This window comes from Marinobacter sp. 3-2 (assembly GCF_003751355.1).
Taxonomy (GTDB): domain Bacteria; phylum Pseudomonadota; class Gammaproteobacteria; order Pseudomonadales; family Oleiphilaceae; genus Marinobacter; species Marinobacter adhaerens.
The window spans coordinates 207,030-227,640 of sequence record NZ_RJUQ01000015.1; the positions used below are offsets into that span (position 1 = coordinate 207,030).

Sequence of the window (20,611 nt, forward strand, 5' to 3'; positions counted from 1 at the left end):
AATTACTCTCGACCTTCAACTTGCCGGCGACCTTCAACTTGCCGGCGACCTTCGGACTGCAGAGGCTTGAGACGGGGAATGTTAGCTTCCAGGTCGTTATTGATCTGGATAATCGTCATGGCTCCGGCGATCCCATCGACGGTAAGCCCTCGCAATGACTGATACCAGCGAACCTGCTCTTCGGAATCCAGCCGTTTCACCCGGTCACTTTCAGCACGGGAATTACTGAAACGGTCCGCCAGATCCATCATTCGCGCACCAATCCAGAGTTGCTCGCCCCCGCCATTGCTGTAAAAGCCGTCGCCCGTCAGGTATTCCGGAAGGCGCCACAGAACCCGATACTCCCCGAACCAATAGCGCTCGATACTGGCAAACAATACAGTCTGATTGCCGGAGGGCAAGGCGATATCTGCGGTATCGCCATCCAGATGGCGGAGCACGACAAACCCCCGGTTACCCGCCTCATCCTGCAACTGAAGCATCGCCGGGCGATCCAGAAACTCGAGGCTTCGGCGGCTACCCTGACGACTCAGGCATCCAAGACCCTCCTCGTTGGCCCAGTCGCAGGCAACGGGCGCTTCCGAAGGTTCATATTCACGCCCCCAAATCCCGAAAAGTACCTGAAAAGCCTCCACGGAATCTAGAAGCTGACCCGGCACGGCAAGTTCAACGGGTGCTGACGGCTCTCCAGACCCGGTTTCCTGGATCTCTTGCAATGGTTTCTGTTCCTGCTCCTCGACTCGCTCAACAGCTCCCTGCAAAGGTTCTGCTGAGGAGGGATCGGTGAGAAACGCTCCGCCCGGTGACCAACGCTCAAAAAGCCAGGCGGTGCCGATGATGGCCACCAGAATCGAAGCCGCAACGATAAGGTACTGGGCTCTGTCTGGTGACTGGCGCGCTCGCGAGGGCGTGGGGCCAAGGGATTGTCCACGTACTTCTTTTGCCGCCTGGCGGATATGCTCGGGCGTAATCTCATGCTCACCCTCGGCATAGGCGCCCAACAATGCGCGGTCACTGATCAAATTGATCAGGCGGGGTATGCCCTGGCTCTCGCGATAGAGGCGATTCACCGCCCGCTGCGAAAAGATATCACCCCGCATGCCAGCAACACTGAGGCGGTATTTCAGGTAGGCCGCCAGCTCATCCCGACCGATGGCGTCCAGGTGATAGCGTGCTGTGACCCGCTGATTCAGCTGTCTCAATTCCGGAAGTGCCAGCATTTCCTGCAGTTCAGGCTGGCCAAGCAGGACAATCTGCAGCAGCTTCTTCTCTGCCGTCTCAAGATTGGTCAACAGCCTTAACTGTTCCAGCACCTCGGCCGAAAGGTTCTGGGCCTCATCAATCATCAGAACCTTGTGTCGCCCGGCTGCATGGGCCTTGAGCAAGTCCCGGTTAATCAGATCAACCAGTTCCTTGATGGTGGCACTGATATCGTGGGGGATTTCCAGCTCATCGCAGATGGAGGACAGTAACTCCCGCGCAGAGAGCCTCGGGTTGAGGATCAGTGCGATATCCACATGATCGGGAACATTCTCGATAAAACACCGGGAAACCGTTGTTTTTCCTGTTCCCACCTCACCAGTGATCACGATGAAACCGCCCTGCCCCTGGACTCCGTACATCAGGTGCGCCAGGGCCTCCTTGTGGCGATCGCTGAGATATAGATAACGAGGGTCCGGGGCAATGGAAAACGGCGGTTCGCGAAAGCCGAAAAAGTCGTAATACATATCAGGACGTACCGGAATCCGCGTTACTGATAAGCCTGAGCTCGGCCGTGCGCCGGTTCTGTTGCTTCAGCCTTCGCACGCAGCGCTCCAGGGTTTTCGATATACGGGCGTGAGAGCGAATCATGGAGATCTTCGGCCAGGTCGCCCGCTCGCCAGCCAGAATCATCTGCCGCACATAGGCAGGATCCGGATTCGCCAGCATCCTGCTGTAATCCTTGAAGGAATACGACGGAGCTATGGTCACGTCTCCCGAGTAACGCTGGGCCATAATGGTGTACAACTGACCGGACATCTGACGCAGAAGTTCTGGCCTTACCCGTTTTCGCAGGTAATCGAACACGCCCTGGCCATGAAACTGGATCTCGGATTTCAACAGATGCATGGGCAGATTTCCGAGGGACAGTTTTTCATCCAGCCCCCGCTGGCTCAGGAAAGGGACTACATGGGGATTGGTCTGGCTCACGATGGTGTAATTTACATCGTACAGGTGCATCAACCGCTCGATTGGCAAATCACTGACGACCGAGCCATCCACAAACTTCAGGCGCGGCATATACGGGAGCGTATTACCCTGAATGTCTTTTTTCATCAGGGTAACCGGCGGGAAAATACCGGGAACCGCGGCGCTGGCCAGCACCGCGCTCCACACCATCAAATAGGGCGAGGTGTATCCGCAAAGCAACCGGGCCTTCTGGTGCGCCTGTACTGGGGACACGCTAACGTTGATTGAACGTCCAGTACGCTGATACGCCTCCTCGAAGGTGTACTCACCGATATTGCCTCGCAGACAGTTCCGAAGTTCCTCCTGATCCATGAGCCCGTCGCCACGGACCGCGCTGAGAAGACCTCGCCATTTCCAGGCTTTCAGGTTGTGGTTCTCGGGGATCAGCATTTCCGGAATTTCGGCATCCGTATGCACACCAAGAATGCCCGCGATGATGGCCCCGATACTTGAGCCCGCAATAACCTGCGGCAGAAGCCCCTTTTCCCAGAGCGCCTTGATCACGCCGAAATGGAACACTCCGAGGGTGGCCCCGCCACTGAGCAAAAGTGCCGGACGACCGTAACTTGTAAGAGTGTCGCGGAAGAACTGGAGCTTATCTGCAACTGGAAAACCCGGAACCGGTTGATCACAAAGATAGTCCAGCGCTTCACAGACCTGCGTGATGTACTCCTCGATCAGATGCTTCGTGCCGACGCGCGACCGGGTATAAAGCGCGGAATTGCCCATATTGCCCAGGTCATGGTGCAAGCCTTCGCGGAGAGCGCGTTTGAGGCGTTCCACGTCATTTTGCTGGCGATACTGCTTGAGGTTGCTCAGCCGGTCGTAGATGACTTCATAATGATAAAGGTCGGAGGCAAAATCCTCTTTCCACTCGGCGTTGCCTTCCAAAAAGTCCAGTTCCAGGGCCGCTGCTTTCCATACCTCGTAGTTGGGCGCGTCGGCCAGCATTTTCCGGAACTTGGCTATTCTTGGATCCTTGAGCACCTTTGATCTCCTTTCAATCCGGCTGACGCTTAGAAATCATCAAGCATCAAGTCCTCATCATCATCGCTGGCAAACGGATCGTTAACCACCTTACCGTCGTTAATCAGGAATTCGCGACGTTGCAGAAAGGCATTCCGCACAAACACGTAACTATCGCCAGAGATGAAACTTTCAGCAGGGATCAAATCCGCCCGGCGGTCGACGATTTGCAGAGCCCTTGCATAGTAAACTTCAGGGCTTTCCACTTCATCCCACGCCGAAGGCAACGCGAAGCCGTCCGTCACAAACCCGGTAAAGTGCCGGGGTGTGGAAGGGCCGAGAAAAGGAAGCATCAGATAGGGCCCTGAACCCGCGCCCCAGTATCCCAGGGTCTGACCAAAATCCTCGGGCCGTTCCGGCAGGTCAAAGGCGGTTGCGACATCGAACAAACCACCCAGCCCAAAGGTGGTGTTGTAGGTGAAGCGCCCCACGGCAACCACCGCAGACTCCCCTTTCAGTTGAAGGACACTGTTGGTGAAGTTCCTCAGTTCTGTCAGATTGTTGAAAAAATTGGTAACGCCGCGGTCGACAATTTGCGGAGTGAAGGTTCGGTAGGCCTGTGCTACCGGTTTCAGGAACCAACGGTCGATGGTCTCGTTGAAGGTGTACACCTTGCGGTTCCAGTTCTCCCAGGGATCTGCGGGATCAACCGGAACAGATCCCTCTGGAGCGGGTTCCTGCATGTTCTGGGCAATAGCCTGGCCCGCTGGAAGAAGCGCAGACAGGGAAAACAACATGGCCAGGGTAATAAGCCGGCGCCGGATAAAAAAGTAGTTCATCATCTGCTCTTGGGTTGTTTAATTCGTTTCAATTCGTCGAAAATACCGGCGCTACTTTTTATTATTAAACCGTTGTTCCGGAGAAACCGATGTCAGTACCGGGAAATCTTGTAAACACAATCACTATGCCCCTCCGGTGGGGAGACATGGATGCATACGGCCACGCCAATAATACAGTCTACTTCCGATTCTTTGAGGAAGCGCGCATTGTGTGGCTGGCTTCACTGGAGCTGGGCGGGCCTGACGAGCCGACCGGCCCCGTCATTATAAAGACCAGCGCTACCTTTCTAAAGGAATTGAACCACCCGGCAACGGTTGAGGTGAAAACATACGCTGACAAGGCAGGTAACACCAGTCTCGACACCTACCATTTGCTGACAGATGTCGACACCGGCGCCGTATATGCGGAAGGCTATGCAAAAATCGTCTGGTTCGACCGAAAGACGCGCTCTTCGGCTCCGCTGCCAGACACCCTCAGGGCACTGGCAACGTCTTGACCCAGCTCACACCTATCGGCGGCGAACCACCACGCTGCCGATGGAATAACCTGCCCCGAAAGAACAGATTACCCCCAGATCACCACTGACAAGGTCATCCTTGTTTTTGTGGAAGGCGATGATCGAACCGGCAGAGCTGGTGTTTGCGTACTCATCCAGGATGACCGGGGCCTCTTCTTCGGTGGCATCCCGACCCATTACCTTGCGCGCAATGAGCTGGTTCATGTTCAGGTTGGCCTGGTGAAGCCACATACGACGGAGATCATCCGGGGCCAGCGAAAGGCTTTGCAGCTGTTTCTGGATTGTCTCGGCAACCAGTGGCGACACCTCTTTGAATACCTTACGGCCTTGCTGAACGAAGAGCTTGTCCGGTTTTCCGACACCGGAATCGTCGGCGCGGTTCAGAAACCCGAAATTGTTCCGGATGTTATTCGAAAATTTGGTTTTTAGGCTGGTACCGAGGATTTCGAAGCCCTGGCCTTCACGAGTATCTTCCTCACGCTCAACCAGAATAGCCGTACAGGCGTCACCGAAAATAAAGTGACTGTCCCGATCGCGGAAGTTCAGGTGGCCCGAACAGATCTCCGGGCTGACCACCAGAACGGCACGGGCACTGCCATTCTCGACAGAGTTGACGGCGGCCTGGAGACCGAACGTAGCGGAGCTGCAGGCTACGTTCATATCATAGGCAAACCCGTCGATACCCAACGCCTCCTGGACCTCGATAGAAACGGCTGGGTAGGCTCGCTGCAGATTAGAGCAGGCAACAATCACCGCATCAACATCCTCAGCCGACTTGCCCGCTTGTTCCAGCGCCTCACGGCAGGCCGTCACGGCCATATCGCATTGAACTGAGGGCTCTTCGTTGCTGCGATCCGGGATGTAGGGTTTCATGCGGTTGGGATCGAGAATGCCATCCTTGTCGATGACATGGCGACGTTTGATGCCCGACGCTTTTTCGATGAACGAAGAGGAAGAAAGCTGCAGTGGCGTTACATCGCCGCTGGCGATGGCGTCTGCGTTCTCGGCGTTGAACAGTTCAACATACTGGTTAAAGGCTTCGACCAGTTCGTCATTACTAATGGTTGCTGGCGGTGTGTAGAGACCGGTCCCGCTAATAACGGCTTTAATCACGCTAACCCCACGTCATAATTGTGAAAACGGGACACCAGACATCCCGTTTTGTTAATTCGTTGACCTACTGCCGGAAATACTAACACAGTATCGGGGTTTTGCCCGTCGGGTATCAGTCATGGGCACCGGATTGGTGCGCCCGTTACTGCCTCAGACCTTCGTTTTCTCCCACTGCCGGTCCAATCGTTTTACAGACACAGTCATCACCGTGCCCAGTTGCTGTGCAAAAAACGACACCCGGAATTCTTCCAGCATCCAGCGGTACAGCACCAGCTCGGGGTCTCGAACACCCTGCCGCTGCTGTTCGTCCCGCTTGACAGCATACCGGGACCAGAGCGGCTCAATGGTGTGGAGAAATTCCCGTTCCCGGCCCATTTCCCGGGGCATCTTCTCCAGCCGAACCAGAGCCGCCTCAAAATAGCGCCCGAATTCCGCCAGCCACTCAGGCGGCGTCTCAACCAGGAATCCCGGATATACCAGGTTCTGCAGCTGAAACTTGAGATCCGCCATGCTGTTGGCCATGGCCAGATTGATCTTACCTTTTAACTGTTTCGCTACCTTCTGGTAACCGGACATGGCCTGATACAGCCGTTCGTCTGCCTGCTCCAGTGCAGGAATGAAATCCCCTCGGTGAGCATCAAACACCCTGTCGAAGCCCTCTGCTGTCCTCGGAATTTCTTCCGTAAGAAAGTGCTGCATGGCGGTCGCCAACAGCAGATCGTCCAACAACACTTTCGACTGACCCACCGGAGCAAACATCAGCGCAGACTGTTTAAACCGGGGAAGCTTGCGCTCCAGATCATCAAGGGTTCGGCCAAACCGGTTTATGATCAAGCGGGCGATAGCCTTCCGAGTCGTATCTTCAGCGGTCAGCCGATCAAGACAACGGATCTGGCGTACCTGCTTACCCAGGTCCTCAAGGGCGGGATACACAGTAACCTGCATACCGCCTTTTTCTGTCTGTACCTGTTCAGGCAATGCGCCGAACTGCCATTCCGTGTACTCGCCACTCGGTTCCGTTGCCGCATCATCCTGAGTTGCCGAGGCCAGTGCCTGCTCGGCCTGACCCTCAAGTTGGTGCTGAAGATCTGCCGTTTCCCTGCTCTCTGCAATGGCGCGACCGCCGTCACCCATAACGCGAAGGTTCATCCGCAAGTGTTTTGGCAATTCGCTATCGGTCCAGGCATCAGGATCAATCTGCACGCCGGTCATGCGCCGCAACTGTTCGCCAAGCTGAAGCGTCAGCGGTTCGTTGGAAGGCTGAAGATTTTCGAGAGCGGCATCCACGAAATCCGGCACCGGTACGAAATTCCGGCGCAATGCCTTGGGCAGGGATTTCACCAGAGCAATGCACTTCTCCCTCAAAAGACCCGGCACCAGCCATTCCAGGCGACGGGACGGTATCTGCTTGAGCGCCATTAAGGGTACCTGAAGCGTGACTCCGTCTTTTTCACTGGTGGGTTCGAATTCATAGCTCAGCGGGTAACGAACACCCTCCCACTCCAGATAGTCCGGGTACAGGTCAGCAGCCTGAGCATCAACCGGGCGCTGAAGAATGTCGGATTCCGTCAGCTCAAGTTGCTTCAACTGCTCCGCCGGGAGCCCCTTCCACCAGGTCTCGAAGTGCCGGCCACTGATGATGTCGGCAGGCAGGCGTTCATCATAGAAGGCCACCAGCACTTCATCGTCAACGAGCAGGTCACGCCGCCGGGTTTTCTTCTCCAGATTCTCAACCGTGTCGAGCATCTCCCGGTTACGGGCGATAAAAGGCGCCTTTGATCGGTAATCCCCCTCCACCAGGGCTCGCCGGATAAACAGATTTCGGCATTCCGCCGGATCCACCTTTGCGTAAGGAATGCGGCGCTTGGCCACGATATCGAGGCCGTAAAGGGTAACCTTTTCATAGCCCATCACCTGGGCTCGCTTCTGCTCCCAGTGGGGCTCAAAGTAGTGGTGCTTGACGATATGTCCGGCCAGGGGCTCAATCCACTCCGGTTGAATGGAGGCCACCACCCGGGCGAACACCCGACTGGTCTCCACAATCTCGGTGGCCACAATCCATTTCGGGCCAGTCTTGGCGACCTTCGAACCGGGAAAGATCAGGACTTTCCGGTTTCGTGTTGCCAGGTATTCCTTTTTCTCCACTTTCACCGCCACCTGGCCCAGGAGACCCGCCAGAATCGCCTTGTGCAGCGCTTCGTAACTGGCGGCATCCTTGTTGACCGCCAGCTTTTGTTCCCGGCAGATCAACGTGAGCTGGCGATGGATGTCCCGCCATTCCCGCATCCGCATCCAACTCAGGAAACTCTTCTGGCAGACCTTCTTGAGTTGATTCTGGGACAATTCCTGACGCTGTTCTTCGTAGAAGTTCCAGACATTCAGTAGCGTCAGAAAATCGGATTCTTTGTCATTGAAAGGCGCGTGGGCCTGATCCGCAGCCTGCTGCTTGTCCTGGGGGCGTTCCCGGGGGTCCTGAATACTCAGCCCCGCAATGATCACCAGCGTTTCCGAAAGACTCCCAAGCTCGGCGGCGGTGACCAGCATCCTGGCCAGGCGCGGGTCCAGAGGCAGCCGTGCCATGGTTCGACCAAGTCGGGTGACGCGGCGTTTGTCATCCACCGCGCCCAACTCTTCAAGGAGCTTGTAGCCGTCGTTTACCTGGCGCTTATCCGGCGCCTCAAGAAATGGGAACTGGCGAATCTCCCCCAAACCTGAAGTGGCCATCTGCAGAATGACGGACGCCAGGTTGGTTCGCAGGATTTCCGGATCGGTGTATTCCGGGCGGTTGATGAAGTCCGTCTCATCGTACAGGCGGAAACAGATGCCCGGGGCAACACGACCGCAACGCCCTGCCCTCTGGTTGGCGCTCGCCTGGGAAATAGGCTCCACCGGCAGGCGCTGGATCTTCGAGCGCACGCTGTAACGACTGATCCGGGCAACACCGGTATCGATCACGTACCGAATACCCGGCACCGTCAGCGAGGTCTCCGCCACGTTGGTGGATAACACGATCCGTCGCCCCTTGTGGGACTGGAAAACCCGATTCTGCTCGGCGTTGCTCAATCGGGAATACAGCGGAAGCACTTCGGTATGGCGCAGGTCGACGTGGCGAAGAACCTTGCTGAGGTTGCGGATCTCGCGCTCGCCGGGCAGAAAAACCAGAATATCTCCAGGCGGCTGTTTCTGGCTGCGCTCGTGCTGCTCGATTTCATCCAGGGCACCCAGCACGCCATCCGTCCACCCCTGATCCCGGTCGTCTTCATCTCCGGTCAGTGGCCGATAGCGCACGTCCACCGGATAGGTTCGGCCGCTCACCTCGATCACGGGCGCCTTATCGAAGAACTCGCTGAAGCGCTCGACCTCAATGGTGGCCGACGTAATGATAACCTTCAGATCCGGGCGTTTGGGCAAAAGCTGGCGCAGGTAGCCCAGCAGAAAATCGATGTTGAGACTGCGCTCGTGGGCTTCATCGATGATGATCGTATCGTAGCGGTCCAGAAACCGGTCGTGCTGAACCTCCGCCAGCAGGATGCCGTCGGTCATCACCTTTACACGGGATTGCTCGGAGGTGTTATCGGTAAAACGAACCTGATACCCGATCTGCTGACCGGTCTGCTCACCTATCTCCTCGGCAATACGGGCAGCCACACTGCGGGCGGCGATCCGCCGGGGCTGGGTATGACCGATCAGGCCACGAATACCACGACCACTGTTCATGCAGATTTTGGGTATCTGGGTGGTTTTGCCAGAACCGGTTTCACCCGCAATGATTACCACCTGATGGTTTTCGATGGCCTCACGGATATCATCCACACGCTCAGAGACCGGAAGGCCCTCGGGGAAGCTGGCCGGCTTGTGCAGGGCATGGCGTTGCTGAACCTTTTCAAGCCCGCGCTCCAGCCAGTTGGCCATTTTCTCCAGGTCTTTCTGGCCCGGTTTGCCCTTGGTACGGGCCACCGTTTTCACAATGCGGGCGGCTTCCTGCTGATTGCAGGCGTCCAGCTGCTCCATCATCGCTCTAACAGCGGCTTCGCCATCGGGCTTGGGTTTCGGTGTGCTCGGAGTATCGGAACGGGTTTCTGTCATTGAATTGCCGGAATAGCGCTCACTCGGATTCGATTGGGCGACAGTCTATCGGGAAAGTCGGTGTCTTAAAAACGGAAAAACCCCGCCGAAGCGGGGTTTTCCTTGATCCACTACCAGGAGGGCTTACTTATTGTTCGCCTCGTCCCGCAGTTCACGGCGCAGGATCTTGCCCACATTTGTCTTGGGCAGCTCATCCCGGAACTCGAATTTCTTGGGAACCTTGTAGGCGGTTAGCCGCTCGCGACAAAACTCCTTGAGCTCGTTTTCCGTCACGCCTTCAGCCGTCGGCACCAGGTAAACCTTGACCGCCTCACCACTCTTGGCATCGGGAACGCCAACTGCGGCGCACTCGACCACTTTCGGATGGCTGCTGACCACATCTTCGATCTCATTCGGGAACACGTTGAAGCCAGAGACAATGATCATGTCTTTCTTGCGATCGACAATACGGATATAGCCGTCTTCCTGAATCAGGGCAATGTCCCCGGTGCGCAGATAGCCATCATCGGTGAAGGACTTCTGGGTATCCTCCGGGCGCTGCCAGTAACCGCGCATAACCTGCGGGCCCTTCACGCACAGCTCGCCCGGCTCGCCAAGAGGCGTTTCATTGCCTTCTTCATCCAGGGTTTTAACCACTGTAGACGGAATCGGAAGGCCGATGGTGCCGATCTGAATGGCACTGTGTGGGTTGAAGGTCACAACCGGGGACGTTTCGGTCATACCGAAGCCCTCGCAGATCTCACATCCGGTGACCCGCTCCCACATCTTGGCAGTGTCGCTTGTCAGCGCCATACCGCCCGAGGACGTCAGCTTCAGGCTGCTGAAGTCCAGATCCTGAAAGTCTTCGTTGTTGCAAAGCGCGACAAAGAGCGTGTTCAGTCCCAGGAACGCGGTGAACTTGTGGTTCTTCAGCTCTTTCACAAAGCCCGGGATATCACGCGGGTTCGGAATCAGCACGTTGTGCGCGCCGGCCTCAAGCATGATGCCGCAGTTCAGGGTAAAGGAATAAATGTGGTAGAGCGGCAGCGGCGCGATAACAACCTCCTGACCTTCAACCACCATGTCTTCCATCATAGGCCGGGTCTGCAGCAGGTTGGCTACCAGGTTGCCGTGAGTCAGCATCGCGCCTTTCGCCACACCGGTCGTCCCGCCGGTGTACTGAAGCACGGCAATGTCATCCTGCTTGCACTCTACCGGGGTGAATTTTTCACGGGCGCCGGCACTCAGAACGGCAGGCAGCTTGTGGGCCTGGGGCAGATTGAACGGCGGCACCATCTTTTTGACATGCTTGACCACGGCATTCATCAGCGTGCGCTTGATTGGCGAGTGCATATCCGCGATTTCGGTAACAATCACGTGCTCGATGCCAGTGTGCGGCAACACCTTCTCGGCGTTCTCGGCCATGTTCGCGAGAACCACCAGCGCCTTGGCTCCGGAATCGTTGAACTGATGTTCCATTTCCCGCGTGGTATAAAGCGGGTTGGTATTCACTACAATCAGGCCAGCTCGCATTGCGCCAAACACAACGACCGGGTACTGGCTGACGTTTGGCATCTGCACCGCGATGCGGTCGCCAGGTTTCAGGTCTGTCTTGTTTTGCAGCCAGGCTGCAAAGTTGCGGCTCTGGGTGTCGAGGTCACGGTAAGTGAGAGTTGCACCAACAGCACTGAAAGCTGGACGGTCGGCAAATTTTTTGACCGACTGTTCGAACACATCCACCATGCTTTTGTACTTGTTCAGGTCCACCTCGCGGGGTACGCCGGCGGGGTATTTATCCTGATAGAACTGCTCAAAATCCATCACCATCTCCTGTTTGGCGCTTTTGATTGTAATGATTTACCGATGTCAAGTTGCTCAAAAAATCAACCCTACAAAAGTATCAGCCTCAAAAAAGTGGGGAGAGAATAGCAGTTTTGTAACCGATGAGGTAGTTTTCGAGACTCGATCCCGAACACCTGTACTCAAATACCAACAGCACGGAGCACGCGATGAGCGATACCCTTGATACCCTGGAAAACATCACCTATGAAGAGCTGAACGAGGGCGATACCGCGACCTTCACGCGCACCCTTACCGAGGACGAACTGGTGCTGTTTGCAGCGGTCTCCGGCGATGTAAACCCGGTACACCTGGACTCTGAATTTGCCGCAGGCTCCATGTTCAAGGAACGCATCGCCCACGGTATGTGGAGCGGCTCGTTGATTTCGGCGGCTCTGGCAACAGTGATGCCAGGCCCTGGGACGATTTACCTGGAGCAGAGTCTTTCGTTCAAGCGGCCGGTTAAGCTGGACGACACCCTCACCGTTCATCTCAAAGTCCTTCGCAAGGAGCCGAAAGGCCGGGTTGTAGTGGAGTGCGACGTGCGCAATCAGAACGAACAGAAGGTGGTCATCGGTGAAGCGAAGGTGATCGCCCCGACGGAAAAGGTGTCTCTGCACAAACCGCGACTGCCGAAAATCGCCATCGAACACTGAGAACTCGAAATCGGGCAGCCATTTTTATGGCCGCCCGATCACACGCTTCACCCGGGCAGGAAATCAATCGGGAACCTGACCTTGCGGGGCTCAACATTGTCGGCCCCGAAATTGAAGAGCCGTACCCGCATGGCAATCCGTTGCTCCAGAGTGGCATGCCCAAGCTCCGAACTGACTACTTCGCAGGCGGAAACCGAGCCATCCGGCTCTATGACCAGCTCCAGCAAGACTTTGCCTTCCAGAGTCGGGTCCTGGCGGAGTTCCCTCCGATACATGGAATAAAGTGCCGTTTTCTGGGCATCGAAGACTTTCCGAATATTGCTCATTGCCCGCTCACCAGCGGACTGGGCTGTCTCGGCAGGTTTAGCAGCCACTTGCCTGGTTTCTTCAACGGGGGCCGCAACTGTTTTAACCTCGTGCTCAGCCACAGCGACGGTTGTTTCAGGAGCAACCGTATCTTCAACTCCGCCACTGCCAGCGAGAACTTCCGTCGATTCCTCATTCTCTCGGGCTCGATCCGGGGCGCTGACTTCCGTGTTGACCGAAAATTTTCGAGCCGGCGCTGGTTCGGGGGACCTGAGTGATGCCAACTTGTCCCTCATCGACAGCAGCCCCGATCTCGACGCTTTCTCCCTCGCCTGCTCGATGGTCTGCGTTGGCTTCGGCTTTGGCTCCGAAGCCACCTGAGGTTTTACCTCTGGTTCCGGAGCAGGTTCAACCTCGGCAACTTCCGGCTCCGGCTTTTCAGGCTGCAGTTCTGGTTTCAGCTCGGGCTCGGGTTCCGCCTCGGGCTTCACCGGCTCCGATGTCACCACCGGTTGCGGCTTCTCCACCAGGCGAGCCAGCCTTGGGGGAATCGTCTCGGCTTCGCTGCGCTCGATCTCCGGAACATCCTGAATGGGAATTAGCAACGCGGGCGGCAAAAACAGCGCCGTCACCAACAAGACGATGCCCGTAAATCGTCGACTCTCGGCCTGATCACGACTCCATGGCAGCCCTGAATCGCCCATTCGAGACCATGCGCTGTCAGCCATTTCGGACCTCCCGTTCCACAGCGAGCCGCACCTGCCGGTACTGCTCATCAACACAGGTCTGCATGACCTTGCGAAGCAATCGGTAGTCGGTGTCGCGGCCCGCCATGATGGTTACGTCAAGCCCCTCCTCGGGAATTTCAGACCAGCGACTGCGACGCCAGGAAAGCTCTTCCGAAAGCCCTGTGATATAGGTATCACCAATCTCGATACCCTCCAGTCTTGCAACTTCGCTGCCCTGAACGAGAATGGCATTGCCCGTTATCTGGACTGTCAGGCTCTCAATGGCCTCCTGTTGCGCCGTGGACTTTGGCAGTGGCACGTCCGCGGTGTTCTGCATCACTTTCACATCCGACGAATTCACCATCAGGAAGAAAACCAGGATCGTGAAGATGTCCATCAGGGACACCAGGTTAAGGCCCCCAGGCTTCTTCATACGGCCGTAATGTCGACGAATTCTTTTGGCCTTGCGCGAGGTCTTCATGCGTCCTCCCCGGATTCAAGCCGGGCATTCGCCGCAAGCTTTCGGTCTGCGGGCGCATCCTTCAGCGAGACATCAGGAAACAGCTCTCCCTCAACCACGCTGGCCGCAACCACAGCCGGATAAGAACGGACCGTATCCATGGCCGTGATCAGTGTCTGGTAATCGATGTCTGGCCCGACTTCCAGAACCACATCAGTCTTCTCGGGAACCCGGTTTTTTATCTGCCGAAGGACCTGACGCAGGCCTTCGAAGTCTTGAACTGCCTCTTCTGTCGGCAACACACGGATCAAGCCGCGATCACTGTCGGCGATTTCAATACCCTCAGGAATCAAAGTAACCACGAGACGGAACTCTTCGGGCGCCGGCGTTTCCCCGGCATCCATACCGGGAAAATTCAGCTCGATCATTCGAACCTGACTGAATACCATGCCGAGCAACAGGACAGGTACCAGCACAATCATCAGATTGAGAAAGGCGGTAATATCCAGCTCAGGCGATACGCTTAACCTGCGGTGACGTCGTCTCATGCTTCAGACACAATGTTCAGCAACTTCACGCCGGCCATTTCAAAACTGTCGACAATCTCATTGGTTCGGGTCTGTAGTACCGCATGAAACATGAGCAACGGAATGGCCGACATCAGGCCGAAAGCCGTGGTATTCATGGCCACGGAAATACTTTCGGACAACAGACTGGCCTTCTGGGAAGGATCTGCCGCCGCCACCGCAGTAAACGCAGCAATCAGACCAATAATGGTTCCCAGCAGGCCGAGCAACGTCGCGATGTTGGCCAGGGTTGCCAGATATTGGGTACGCTTTTCCAGGCGCGGCAGCACTTCCATCAAGCCTTCTTCCATGGCGTACTCAATATCCTCCCTACGGCTGTTGCTCAGCAGACGGCCGATGCCCGCCCCCATGATTGAGGCAATCGCACTGTCTGAGTTTGTGGCGGCTTTCATGGCCCGCTGATAGTCCCGCTTCCTCAGCAGCGGCAGGATGCCCCGCTCAAAGGCAATCCGGTTTCGCCGCCGCACCGCAGAGAGATAGAAGAACCGCTCCAGAGTAATCGCCAACCCCAATGCAAGGACAATGGCGATGGGGTACATGAAGGGCCCACCTTCCTGGAAAAAACGTACGATCGTGTCCAGCATGACTGTTCTCCGGTTATTGCTCGGCCAGGCCTGAGTCTCGAACAGGGCTCAGGATGAGAGGATTAAGGTTTTCACGAAACAGACGGTGACGCTCCAGGACGACTGGATCTACCGGCCGGACCAGCTCCGGCGCCTCGTCATTCAGGTCCGCCCTTGGTCGTTTTGGCAGGCTTGGGGCTTGCCAGGGCAGTATGTAGAGTACCCGCGGCTCGTCTTCGCCGAGGCTGGCGGATATACCCTCAACAGCCAGCCGGTTCGCTTCTTCCTGATCCGCCTGTGCCGGGTTGAGGAGCATTAACTGGAGACCAACCAGCGCCAGTAAGCGTAAGACGACTTTGGCAGTTTTGCGGATATCAGCCATTTATTGCAGCCTCCGTTCCAGATCTGCTATCCAGCCAGCCACCTGCTGGTCTTCTTTATCCGTCAGCTGCCGGTAGCGGTTGTAATGCTCAAGGGCAGTCTGAAGATCCAGCAAATAGAGCTCGGCAATCACCGCCAGATTAAAATGCAGCTCGGCCACATCCGGCGAATGGCTGATGCCCAGTTCCAGTAGCCTGGCCGCTTCGGCGAATCGGTACTGGTCCTTTAGAACGAGCGCCAGGTTGTTGACTGTCACCGCCCTGGTCGGATCCAGCTCCACGGCTTTTTGCCATGCATTCACTGCCGCGCCTTTGCGACCTTCCTCGAAGGCCACCCGCCCCTCCTGTTCATAACTTGCTGCCAGTTCCGGATCCTTTCCGATGGGCTTCTCCGGCTGCCGGACTTCCTGCCCGGCGCAGCCGACGAGCAACACCAGAAGCGCCGCCAGTGGCAGGCCCGTTTTCCCCGTTGAATTACACGCCATCCCTGATCTCCATATTCCAGCCAAGCCACTTAACACTCCGCTCGTAACGTCCCGGGTGCAGCTCCGCAAGAACGCCAAGACTGCGTCCTATCCAGGGGTCATACCCCTCGGCCGTAATCCGGCGATGGTTCTCCGTATGCAGTTGAATGGCTTTGTCTTCGAATGGGAAAGCTTCTTCCTCCAGTAACATCTGATACTGCATCGCCTCCAGTTCATTCAAATCCGCCGGAACCGTGGATGCCATCAGGTCTTTGGCCAGACCACGATAGAGTTCGGCCCGTCGGAACAGCGATTCAGACAGAACTCGCTCGCCGCCCAGAGCTTCGGCATCCAGGAATCTCTGTCGAGCCGATTCCAGCGCCTTTTGCTTGCGCGCCAGAGAATGTTCCAGCGGCTGGCTCAGTCTGATGCTGGTAAACACTGCAGCCGCACGGGCACCGAGCACCAGTGACGACCGGGAGGCCCACTCAAGGGTGTCGGCGGTGTGCCAGGTGCTGTCCAGCTCTGACTGGACCAGTACTTCCCTCCAGGCATCGGGATTTTCGCCGGTTTCTACCAGGCGATGCCGGAATGTCTGGAGCTGTTCATGTTCGGCCCCGCTCTCTGCCTTCGGAGCCCTTGCAAGGTAATCCCTGTAAAGGGCATTTCGTTCCGCTACATTCCCGGCTTGATTCAACAATTCCGCAGCCCGCAACTTCAGGTGCCATGGGTTAGCGTGATTGTCGGCGGCCAGCAATAATTCTGACGCCGCGCGGGTGGGTTCATCAGACTGAATCCAGGCATGTACCAGCTTTTCGCTGATGCCGGCAGTAAGCTCGTGCTGGGGAAAATCGGCGCGAAAACTCTGCAGGTCGCCGACGGCAGCGCCCCAGTCCGATGCTTTGAGCAAGGTGTTGGCCGCGTCGTAGCGCGCACGAATGGCAACGTCCGAACCTGGTAGCACCGAATCAACCCGTCGAAAGTGCCCAACGGCCTCTCCGAGCCTGCCACTGGATACCGCGAGCTCTGCCTGGCGATAGACGGACGTCGCCAGTTGCTTCCGAATGGCTGAGACCTGCTCTTCGGTCACGTTTGCGAGCCGTTCACTTTCGGCAAGATTCAGCGCCTGGCCCCAGGCACGCTCCGCCAGACCATAGTCGCCCTCTTCCTGGCGTATCCGGGCCATAACCTGCCATGCTGCGTATCGCTCTGCCGGAGACGCCGTGGGCGCAGTCAATACTCGCGAACCATAATCCAACGCCAGCTGATGGTCGCCGGCGGCCAGCCACCGGGCGGCGAGATCTGCCATCAGGCCGGAAATCCGGCTATCCCCTTCGAAACGTCCACTAAAGCGGTTGGCCTCATTGGAAACATCCTTCAGTTCGGGTTGAAAGGCAGATACAGTGGTCGGCTGGTCAAGACTGTTTCTCAACAGAGCAACAGCGGCCCAGGCAGCATCGGCAGCCTCGCTGTAACCGGGCGACTCATAGGCTGCTCTGCGAAAATTCGTCAACGCTTTCGGAAAATCCCTCGCCTGCAACCAGGCATCACCAGCAAGGCGAAGCATTTCGCCGCTCTGATCAATCCTCGGAGCCAGGTGTGCGTAATAAACCGCTGCCTCAGCAAAAGTGGATTCAGCCTTCGCCACCCGGCCCTGTTCCACCAATCGTGTGGCCAGGTCATAGTGGTAATCCGCCAACCGTTTGCTGTAACTCAGCCATTTATTCTTCTGTTCACCAGTCAGAGCGGCGTAAGCGGAATCCTGGCTGTAGCTGGCGACGAACTCCGCACGGGCATTGCGAACCTGCTCCGGATCACCAGCCGCTTGCCACACATCCACTATCTGTAACCGGAAGGCAGGCACAGCACGTTGACTGGGCGAATAGTCAATAAAGGCCTGATTGGCAGCAACACTTGCGATGGTCTCGCCCTTCACGGCGTAGTAATCGGCCAGCCGATCGAACAGGAGATGTTCCCAGTGGTGGGGCCGGCTACCATCCAGCCAGGCAATAAGGGTGTCCGTACCGCTGTTTCGGGCAGCCATCAGGGCAAGCACCCGAAACGTGTCATCGATGGTATCAACGCTCGAATCGCTGACTGACCCCAGGCTCTGTGCGCTCGGCAGGAACTCATCCAGAACTCTGATAAAGGTCGCTGCGGCCCTGCTCCACGCAGACGGCCCCTGTTTGAACTGGCTCCAACCGAGCATGTATCTGGCCTTGATGCCCAGCTCTCCACCAGCGTCTGAATTAACGAGGTGCAGATAGCCGGTTTCCGCTTCTGTGTAGCGTCCGGCTGCGAAGGCGGATTCAGCCAATCGGAACCTGGCCTCTGGCACAAGAGGGGATTTCGGATATAACCCGACCAGCTGTTTCAACCTCTGGATTGAAGCATCCTGCTGCCCCGTCAGAGCATGGGCCTTGGCCATCTGGTACAGCAGCTCGTCAAGCCTCCCGCCATAGGAACCTCGCTCGAGAATAGACTCATAGCTGCTGATGGCCTCGCTGTAGACCTGTTCTTCTTCAGACGCCGACAAGCCAACGTCTGATCCTGACCGATCCCTGATGTTGCTCAGCCGGTTGAGGGCATCGATCCGAACCTCAGGCTCGTCCGATGTCCTGAACAGGCGATGGTAGCGCCGGGCCACTTCCGAAGGCGAGATCGCCGGCATCGGCCTGCTTTCAAAAGTAAGAAACACCGGTCGCATGTCCCCGATCGTCTCTCCGTCCCGCCCAAGCTCTACACGAAAGGCTTCCTGGGCTGCAGCCGGCACCACCAACATCAAGCAGAGGAACAAGCCCGCAACTGGTTTCATCATGGCTGCGTCTCCTCCAGGCTCTGAAGGGCGAGATATTCGTAAAGATGCGCAATTTGCTGTTCGGTTTTGTCCAGCGCAAAGGCCATCTGCTGATCTCTGGCTTCGACATACTCAAGTGCCAGTTTGTCCAGCGCCGACTCGCACCTTTCAAGCAACTGACGAACAGCCGATAACAACACCTCGTTTCGCCTTTCCAGCGCAAGGGCTTCACTACGCAATCGATCCAGCGTTTCCGGCTGCCGGGATCCCCTGGCCTGGACCTGTTCCAGTCTGGCCTGTGTGTCGGCCAGCGTTTTATGAAGGGAGCGAATACGGGCTTGCTGGTCGGGATCGGCTTGATTGGCCAAACTCTCCAGGCTGGCACTCAGATCCTTGCCCCGCGCGGAGAGATCCATTTTGCTTTGATCGGCGAACGGGTTCTGCATGCCGGCGAGTTTGTCTTCAAGCGCTCCCCCGAACACCTGCAGATCATGACCGTGGCGATCCAGCTTTGCCGCCATGGTGCGAAGGGCCACGACTCGCCCCGCCGCCCTCTGCGCCTCCGGACCCTCCATGAAGCCCAACAGATAGGCCATTCGCGGTTGAGTCAAGGTGCGGCTGTCGGCAAGAAACCAGTCAACCCCGGTCTCCCTGGCATCTTCCACCAGGGTTTTGTAGGCGCCCTGTTCGCGAATCTTGCCGGCAAGTTTACGAAGCGTGACCCGTTCACTCTCGAACGCAGCGTTGGCCGCAAGGTAGGCTTCTCCAGCCTGCCCGAGATAGCCGGAGAGATCGTAGCCGCGCCCCATCCCTATCCATGCGTCGGCAACTCCCGGGTAGGCCAAAGGATATTTCCTGGCTCGATGCCAGCTCTGCATGGCGGCCCGGTGATTGCCTTTTTCTGTCAGTGCCAAACCGTGAAGGTAAAGGGCCCGCGGCGTGTTGAAACTGTCGAGATCGACCTTCTCCAGAAAGCCGATCGCTTTGTCGAATTCGCCATGCTGGTAGGCAAGGTAGCCCGCACGTACCAACAGATTATTCTCCAGATGCTGGCTACGCTCGGAATCGGCGTCACCATCGGACATGGCTAACGCAACCCGCAGAGCAACCAGCGCTCTGGCCGGGTTAAGATCGGATTTGGCGTAATCACTGGCAAGATTGAGGTATCCCAGAGCCGCCCAGTAGCCCTCTTTCATACCGGCCAGGATGCGCCCGGCCTCATCTGTGCGGCCTTCGGCTCGTGCCTTCTCAGCGTCTTCATAGAGCGCTTGCTGTCGTCCGTCCCCAAGATCCACGCCGACTTCTCCTGCCTGCCGGAATTCCTTGAGACCAGAAAGGACATCATGCGGCATTACCGGCGTGGCCGCCCCGGAAAAGCCGGAAACAGTCAGAGGCAACACAAACAGGAGGACCCGAAGCATCATGGCGCCCTACTCCCACTCCACGAACGAAACCCGAGGTTCGTAATCGGGCGACCGGGCTTCCAGACTCATCTGCAAACGGAGTACGCCGGGGCGTTTTCTGAACTTAAGGGTGGATTCCCGCCGCACGAAATCATCATCGGCGGAGCGAGCGGTAATCACCGTTTTCAACTCATGCTCGCCGTTTTCCAGGTTCCCGGTGAACAACTGCTGGATTCCGCCGCGTTCAAGCGATGTCCGCTCTCTATCGGAATACAGGTGGGAAGCGACAGGTTGGCCATTCACGAAGAGCGCGACGGAATCAAGATCGAGCGCATCCGGGCTTTGAAGTGTCAGGAAAACTGCCAGTCTGGTATTGGCTGGATGAAGTACTTTCTGCTCGAGCGCAAATACGTCTTCAGAGTGACTGGCAACTTTTGCGCTCAGCTCCTTCAGTTCCTCGTCAAGCCCGGCTGCAACCGAGGTTTTAGCCGCGAGCAACACCGGAACCATTACCGCAATGCTGATTACCTTTTGAAGTGAAATCCGGCCGCTTTGTAATTGTTGTATGCCGACCATAAGCCTCCTGCCCTTTTAGCCTCTGTAACGAGTGCAAAGTTCTGTAACAGATCGGCAGAAAGCGTAACACTTGGTAACCGACAAGAACGGTATCCAGATCACCAATTGGAGAACGCATGGCG

Annotated in this window: 17 protein-coding genes; 2 read left to right on the forward strand and 15 right to left on the reverse strand. The window is 56.9% G+C overall.

Going from position 1 to position 20,611, the window contains the following annotated elements:
- Positions 1-2: 2 nt before the first annotated feature.
- From EDB94_RS15125 to EDB94_RS15135, 3 genes are read right to left on the reverse strand one after another with little or no spacing between them, the layout of a single operon-like run.
- Positions 3-1,727 (reverse strand): AAA family ATPase, encoded by a 1,725-nt coding sequence (locus EDB94_RS15125; RefSeq protein ID WP_108018671.1) that lies wholly within the window; start codon positions 1,725-1,727, stop codon positions 3-5.
- A gap of 1 nt (position 1,728) precedes the next feature.
- Positions 1,729-3,216, reverse strand: coding sequence for a DUF3336 domain-containing protein (locus EDB94_RS15130; protein ID WP_108018672.1), 1,488 nt, complete (start codon positions 3,214-3,216; stop codon positions 1,729-1,731).
- A gap of 29 nt (positions 3,217-3,245) precedes the next feature.
- Positions 3,246-4,034: a VacJ family lipoprotein gene (locus EDB94_RS15135; RefSeq protein WP_108018673.1), complete on the reverse strand. Its 789-nt coding sequence runs from the start codon at positions 4,032-4,034 to the stop codon at positions 3,246-3,248.
- Between the two features lie 89 nt (positions 4,035-4,123).
- Here EDB94_RS15135 and EDB94_RS15140 point away from each other — a divergent pair, with 89 nt between their 5' ends.
- On the forward strand, positions 4,124-4,531 hold the full coding sequence (locus EDB94_RS15140) for a thioesterase family protein (RefSeq protein WP_041645241.1): 408 nt from the start codon (positions 4,124-4,126) through the stop codon (positions 4,529-4,531).
- A 12-nt stretch (positions 4,532-4,543) separates the two neighbouring features.
- Here the strand turns inward: EDB94_RS15140 and EDB94_RS15145 are convergent, their stop codons facing one another.
- The 3 genes from EDB94_RS15145 to EDB94_RS15155 all read right to left on the reverse strand — a co-directional run bounded on the left by EDB94_RS15145 (position 4,544) and on the right by EDB94_RS15155 (position 11,551).
- Entirely contained in the window at positions 4,544-5,665 is a 1,122-nt protein-coding gene (locus EDB94_RS15145) for a beta-ketoacyl-ACP synthase III (protein WP_108018674.1), read from the reverse strand.
- A gap of 150 nt (positions 5,666-5,815) precedes the next feature.
- On the reverse strand, positions 5,816-9,751 hold the full coding sequence (hrpA, locus tag EDB94_RS15150) for an ATP-dependent RNA helicase HrpA (protein WP_181259046.1): 3,936 nt from the start codon (positions 9,749-9,751) through the stop codon (positions 5,816-5,818).
- A 123-nt stretch (positions 9,752-9,874) separates the two neighbouring features.
- Positions 9,875-11,551 carry a long-chain fatty acid--CoA ligase gene (locus EDB94_RS15155; protein WP_108018675.1) on the reverse strand — a complete coding sequence of 559 codons (1,677 nt, stop codon included), beginning with the start codon at positions 11,549-11,551 and terminating at the stop codon, positions 9,875-9,877.
- A gap of 188 nt (positions 11,552-11,739) precedes the next feature.
- Here EDB94_RS15155 and EDB94_RS15160 point away from each other — a divergent pair, with 188 nt between their 5' ends.
- Positions 11,740-12,225, forward strand: coding sequence for a MaoC/PaaZ C-terminal domain-containing protein (locus EDB94_RS15160; RefSeq protein ID WP_104271180.1), 486 nt, complete (start codon positions 11,740-11,742; stop codon positions 12,223-12,225).
- A 47-nt stretch (positions 12,226-12,272) separates the two neighbouring features.
- On the opposite strand, the gene EDB94_RS15165 is transcribed toward EDB94_RS15160, so the two are convergent.
- The 9 genes from EDB94_RS15165 to EDB94_RS15205 are packed head-to-tail and all read right to left on the reverse strand — an operon-like array spanning position 12,273 to position 20,489.
- Positions 12,273-13,259 carry an AgmX/PglI C-terminal domain-containing protein gene (locus EDB94_RS15165; RefSeq protein ID WP_260312603.1) on the reverse strand — a complete coding sequence of 329 codons (987 nt, stop codon included), beginning with the start codon at positions 13,257-13,259 and terminating at the stop codon, positions 12,273-12,275.
- Positions 13,252-13,740, reverse strand: coding sequence for a biopolymer transporter ExbD (locus EDB94_RS15170; protein WP_108018676.1), 489 nt, complete (start codon positions 13,738-13,740; stop codon positions 13,252-13,254). The genes EDB94_RS15165 and EDB94_RS15170 overlap by 8 nt, the downstream gene beginning before the upstream one ends.
- The gene (locus tag EDB94_RS15175) at positions 13,737-14,267 is read right to left on the reverse strand and encodes a biopolymer transporter ExbD (RefSeq protein ID WP_108018677.1); all 531 of its coding nucleotides are present in this window, start codon (positions 14,265-14,267) and stop codon (positions 13,737-13,739) included. The genes EDB94_RS15170 and EDB94_RS15175 overlap by 4 nt, the downstream gene beginning before the upstream one ends.
- On the reverse strand, positions 14,264-14,890 hold the full coding sequence (locus EDB94_RS15180) for a MotA/TolQ/ExbB proton channel family protein (protein WP_088557161.1): 627 nt from the start codon (positions 14,888-14,890) through the stop codon (positions 14,264-14,266). Before EDB94_RS15180 ends, EDB94_RS15175 begins: the two co-directional genes overlap by 4 nt.
- A 13-nt stretch (positions 14,891-14,903) precedes the next feature.
- Entirely contained in the window at positions 14,904-15,251 is a 348-nt protein-coding gene (locus EDB94_RS15185; RefSeq protein ID WP_108018678.1) for a hypothetical protein, read from the reverse strand.
- Positions 15,252-15,734, reverse strand: a complete 483-nt coding sequence (locus EDB94_RS15190; protein ID WP_062784118.1) for a hypothetical protein — start codon at positions 15,732-15,734, stop codon at positions 15,252-15,254.
- On the reverse strand, positions 15,724-18,531 hold the full coding sequence (locus EDB94_RS15195) for a tetratricopeptide repeat protein (RefSeq protein WP_260312604.1): 2,808 nt from the start codon (positions 18,529-18,531) through the stop codon (positions 15,724-15,726). Before EDB94_RS15195 ends, EDB94_RS15190 begins: the two co-directional genes overlap by 11 nt.
- Positions 18,528-19,934: a hypothetical protein gene (locus tag EDB94_RS15200; RefSeq protein ID WP_108018679.1), complete on the reverse strand. Its 1,407-nt coding sequence runs from the start codon at positions 19,932-19,934 to the stop codon at positions 18,528-18,530. The genes EDB94_RS15195 and EDB94_RS15200 overlap by 4 nt, the downstream gene beginning before the upstream one ends.
- Before the next feature lie 6 nt (positions 19,935-19,940).
- Entirely contained in the window at positions 19,941-20,489 is a 549-nt protein-coding gene (locus EDB94_RS15205; protein ID WP_260312605.1) for an AraC family transcriptional regulator, read from the reverse strand.
- Positions 20,490-20,611: the final 122 nt, after the last annotated feature.

What these genes read in the sequence shown, in the direction of transcription:
- EDB94_RS15125 (WP_108018671.1), bottom strand. Translation starts at nt 1,727, where the DNA reads ATGTATTACGACTTTTTCGGCTTTCGCGAACCGCCGTTTTCCATTGCC.
- EDB94_RS15135 (WP_108018673.1), bottom strand. Translation starts at nt 4,034, where the DNA reads ATGAACTACTTTTTTATCCGGCGCCGGCTTATTACCCTGGCCATGTTG.
- EDB94_RS15140 (WP_041645241.1), top strand. Translation starts at nt 4,124, where the DNA reads ATGTCAGTACCGGGAAATCTTGTAAACACAATCACTATGCCCCTCCGG.
- hrpA (WP_181259046.1), bottom strand. Translation starts at nt 9,751, where the DNA reads ATGACAGAAACCCGTTCCGATACTCCGAGCACACCGAAACCCAAGCCC.
- EDB94_RS15155 (WP_108018675.1), bottom strand. Translation starts at nt 11,551, where the DNA reads ATGGATTTTGAGCAGTTCTATCAGGATAAATACCCCGCCGGCGTACCC.
- EDB94_RS15160 (WP_104271180.1), top strand. Translation starts at nt 11,740, where the DNA reads ATGAGCGATACCCTTGATACCCTGGAAAACATCACCTATGAAGAGCTG.
- EDB94_RS15165 (WP_260312603.1), bottom strand. Translation starts at nt 13,259, where the DNA reads ATGGCTGACAGCGCATGGTCTCGAATGGGCGATTCAGGGCTGCCATGG.
- EDB94_RS15170 (WP_108018676.1), bottom strand. Translation starts at nt 13,740, where the DNA reads ATGAAGACCTCGCGCAAGGCCAAAAGAATTCGTCGACATTACGGCCGT.
- EDB94_RS15175 (WP_108018677.1), bottom strand. Translation starts at nt 14,267, where the DNA reads ATGAGACGACGTCACCGCAGGTTAAGCGTATCGCCTGAGCTGGATATT.
- EDB94_RS15180 (WP_088557161.1), bottom strand. Translation starts at nt 14,890, where the DNA reads ATGCTGGACACGATCGTACGTTTTTTCCAGGAAGGTGGGCCCTTCATG.
- EDB94_RS15185 (WP_108018678.1), bottom strand. Translation starts at nt 15,251, where the DNA reads ATGGCTGATATCCGCAAAACTGCCAAAGTCGTCTTACGCTTACTGGCG.
- EDB94_RS15190 (WP_062784118.1), bottom strand. Translation starts at nt 15,734, where the DNA reads ATGGCGTGTAATTCAACGGGGAAAACGGGCCTGCCACTGGCGGCGCTT.
- EDB94_RS15195 (WP_260312604.1), bottom strand. Translation starts at nt 18,531, where the DNA reads ATGATGAAACCAGTTGCGGGCTTGTTCCTCTGCTTGATGTTGGTGGTG.
- EDB94_RS15200 (WP_108018679.1), bottom strand. Translation starts at nt 19,934, where the DNA reads ATGATGCTTCGGGTCCTCCTGTTTGTGTTGCCTCTGACTGTTTCCGGC.
- EDB94_RS15205 (WP_260312605.1), bottom strand. Translation starts at nt 20,489, where the DNA reads ATGGTCGGCATACAACAATTACAAAGCGGCCGGATTTCACTTCAAAAG.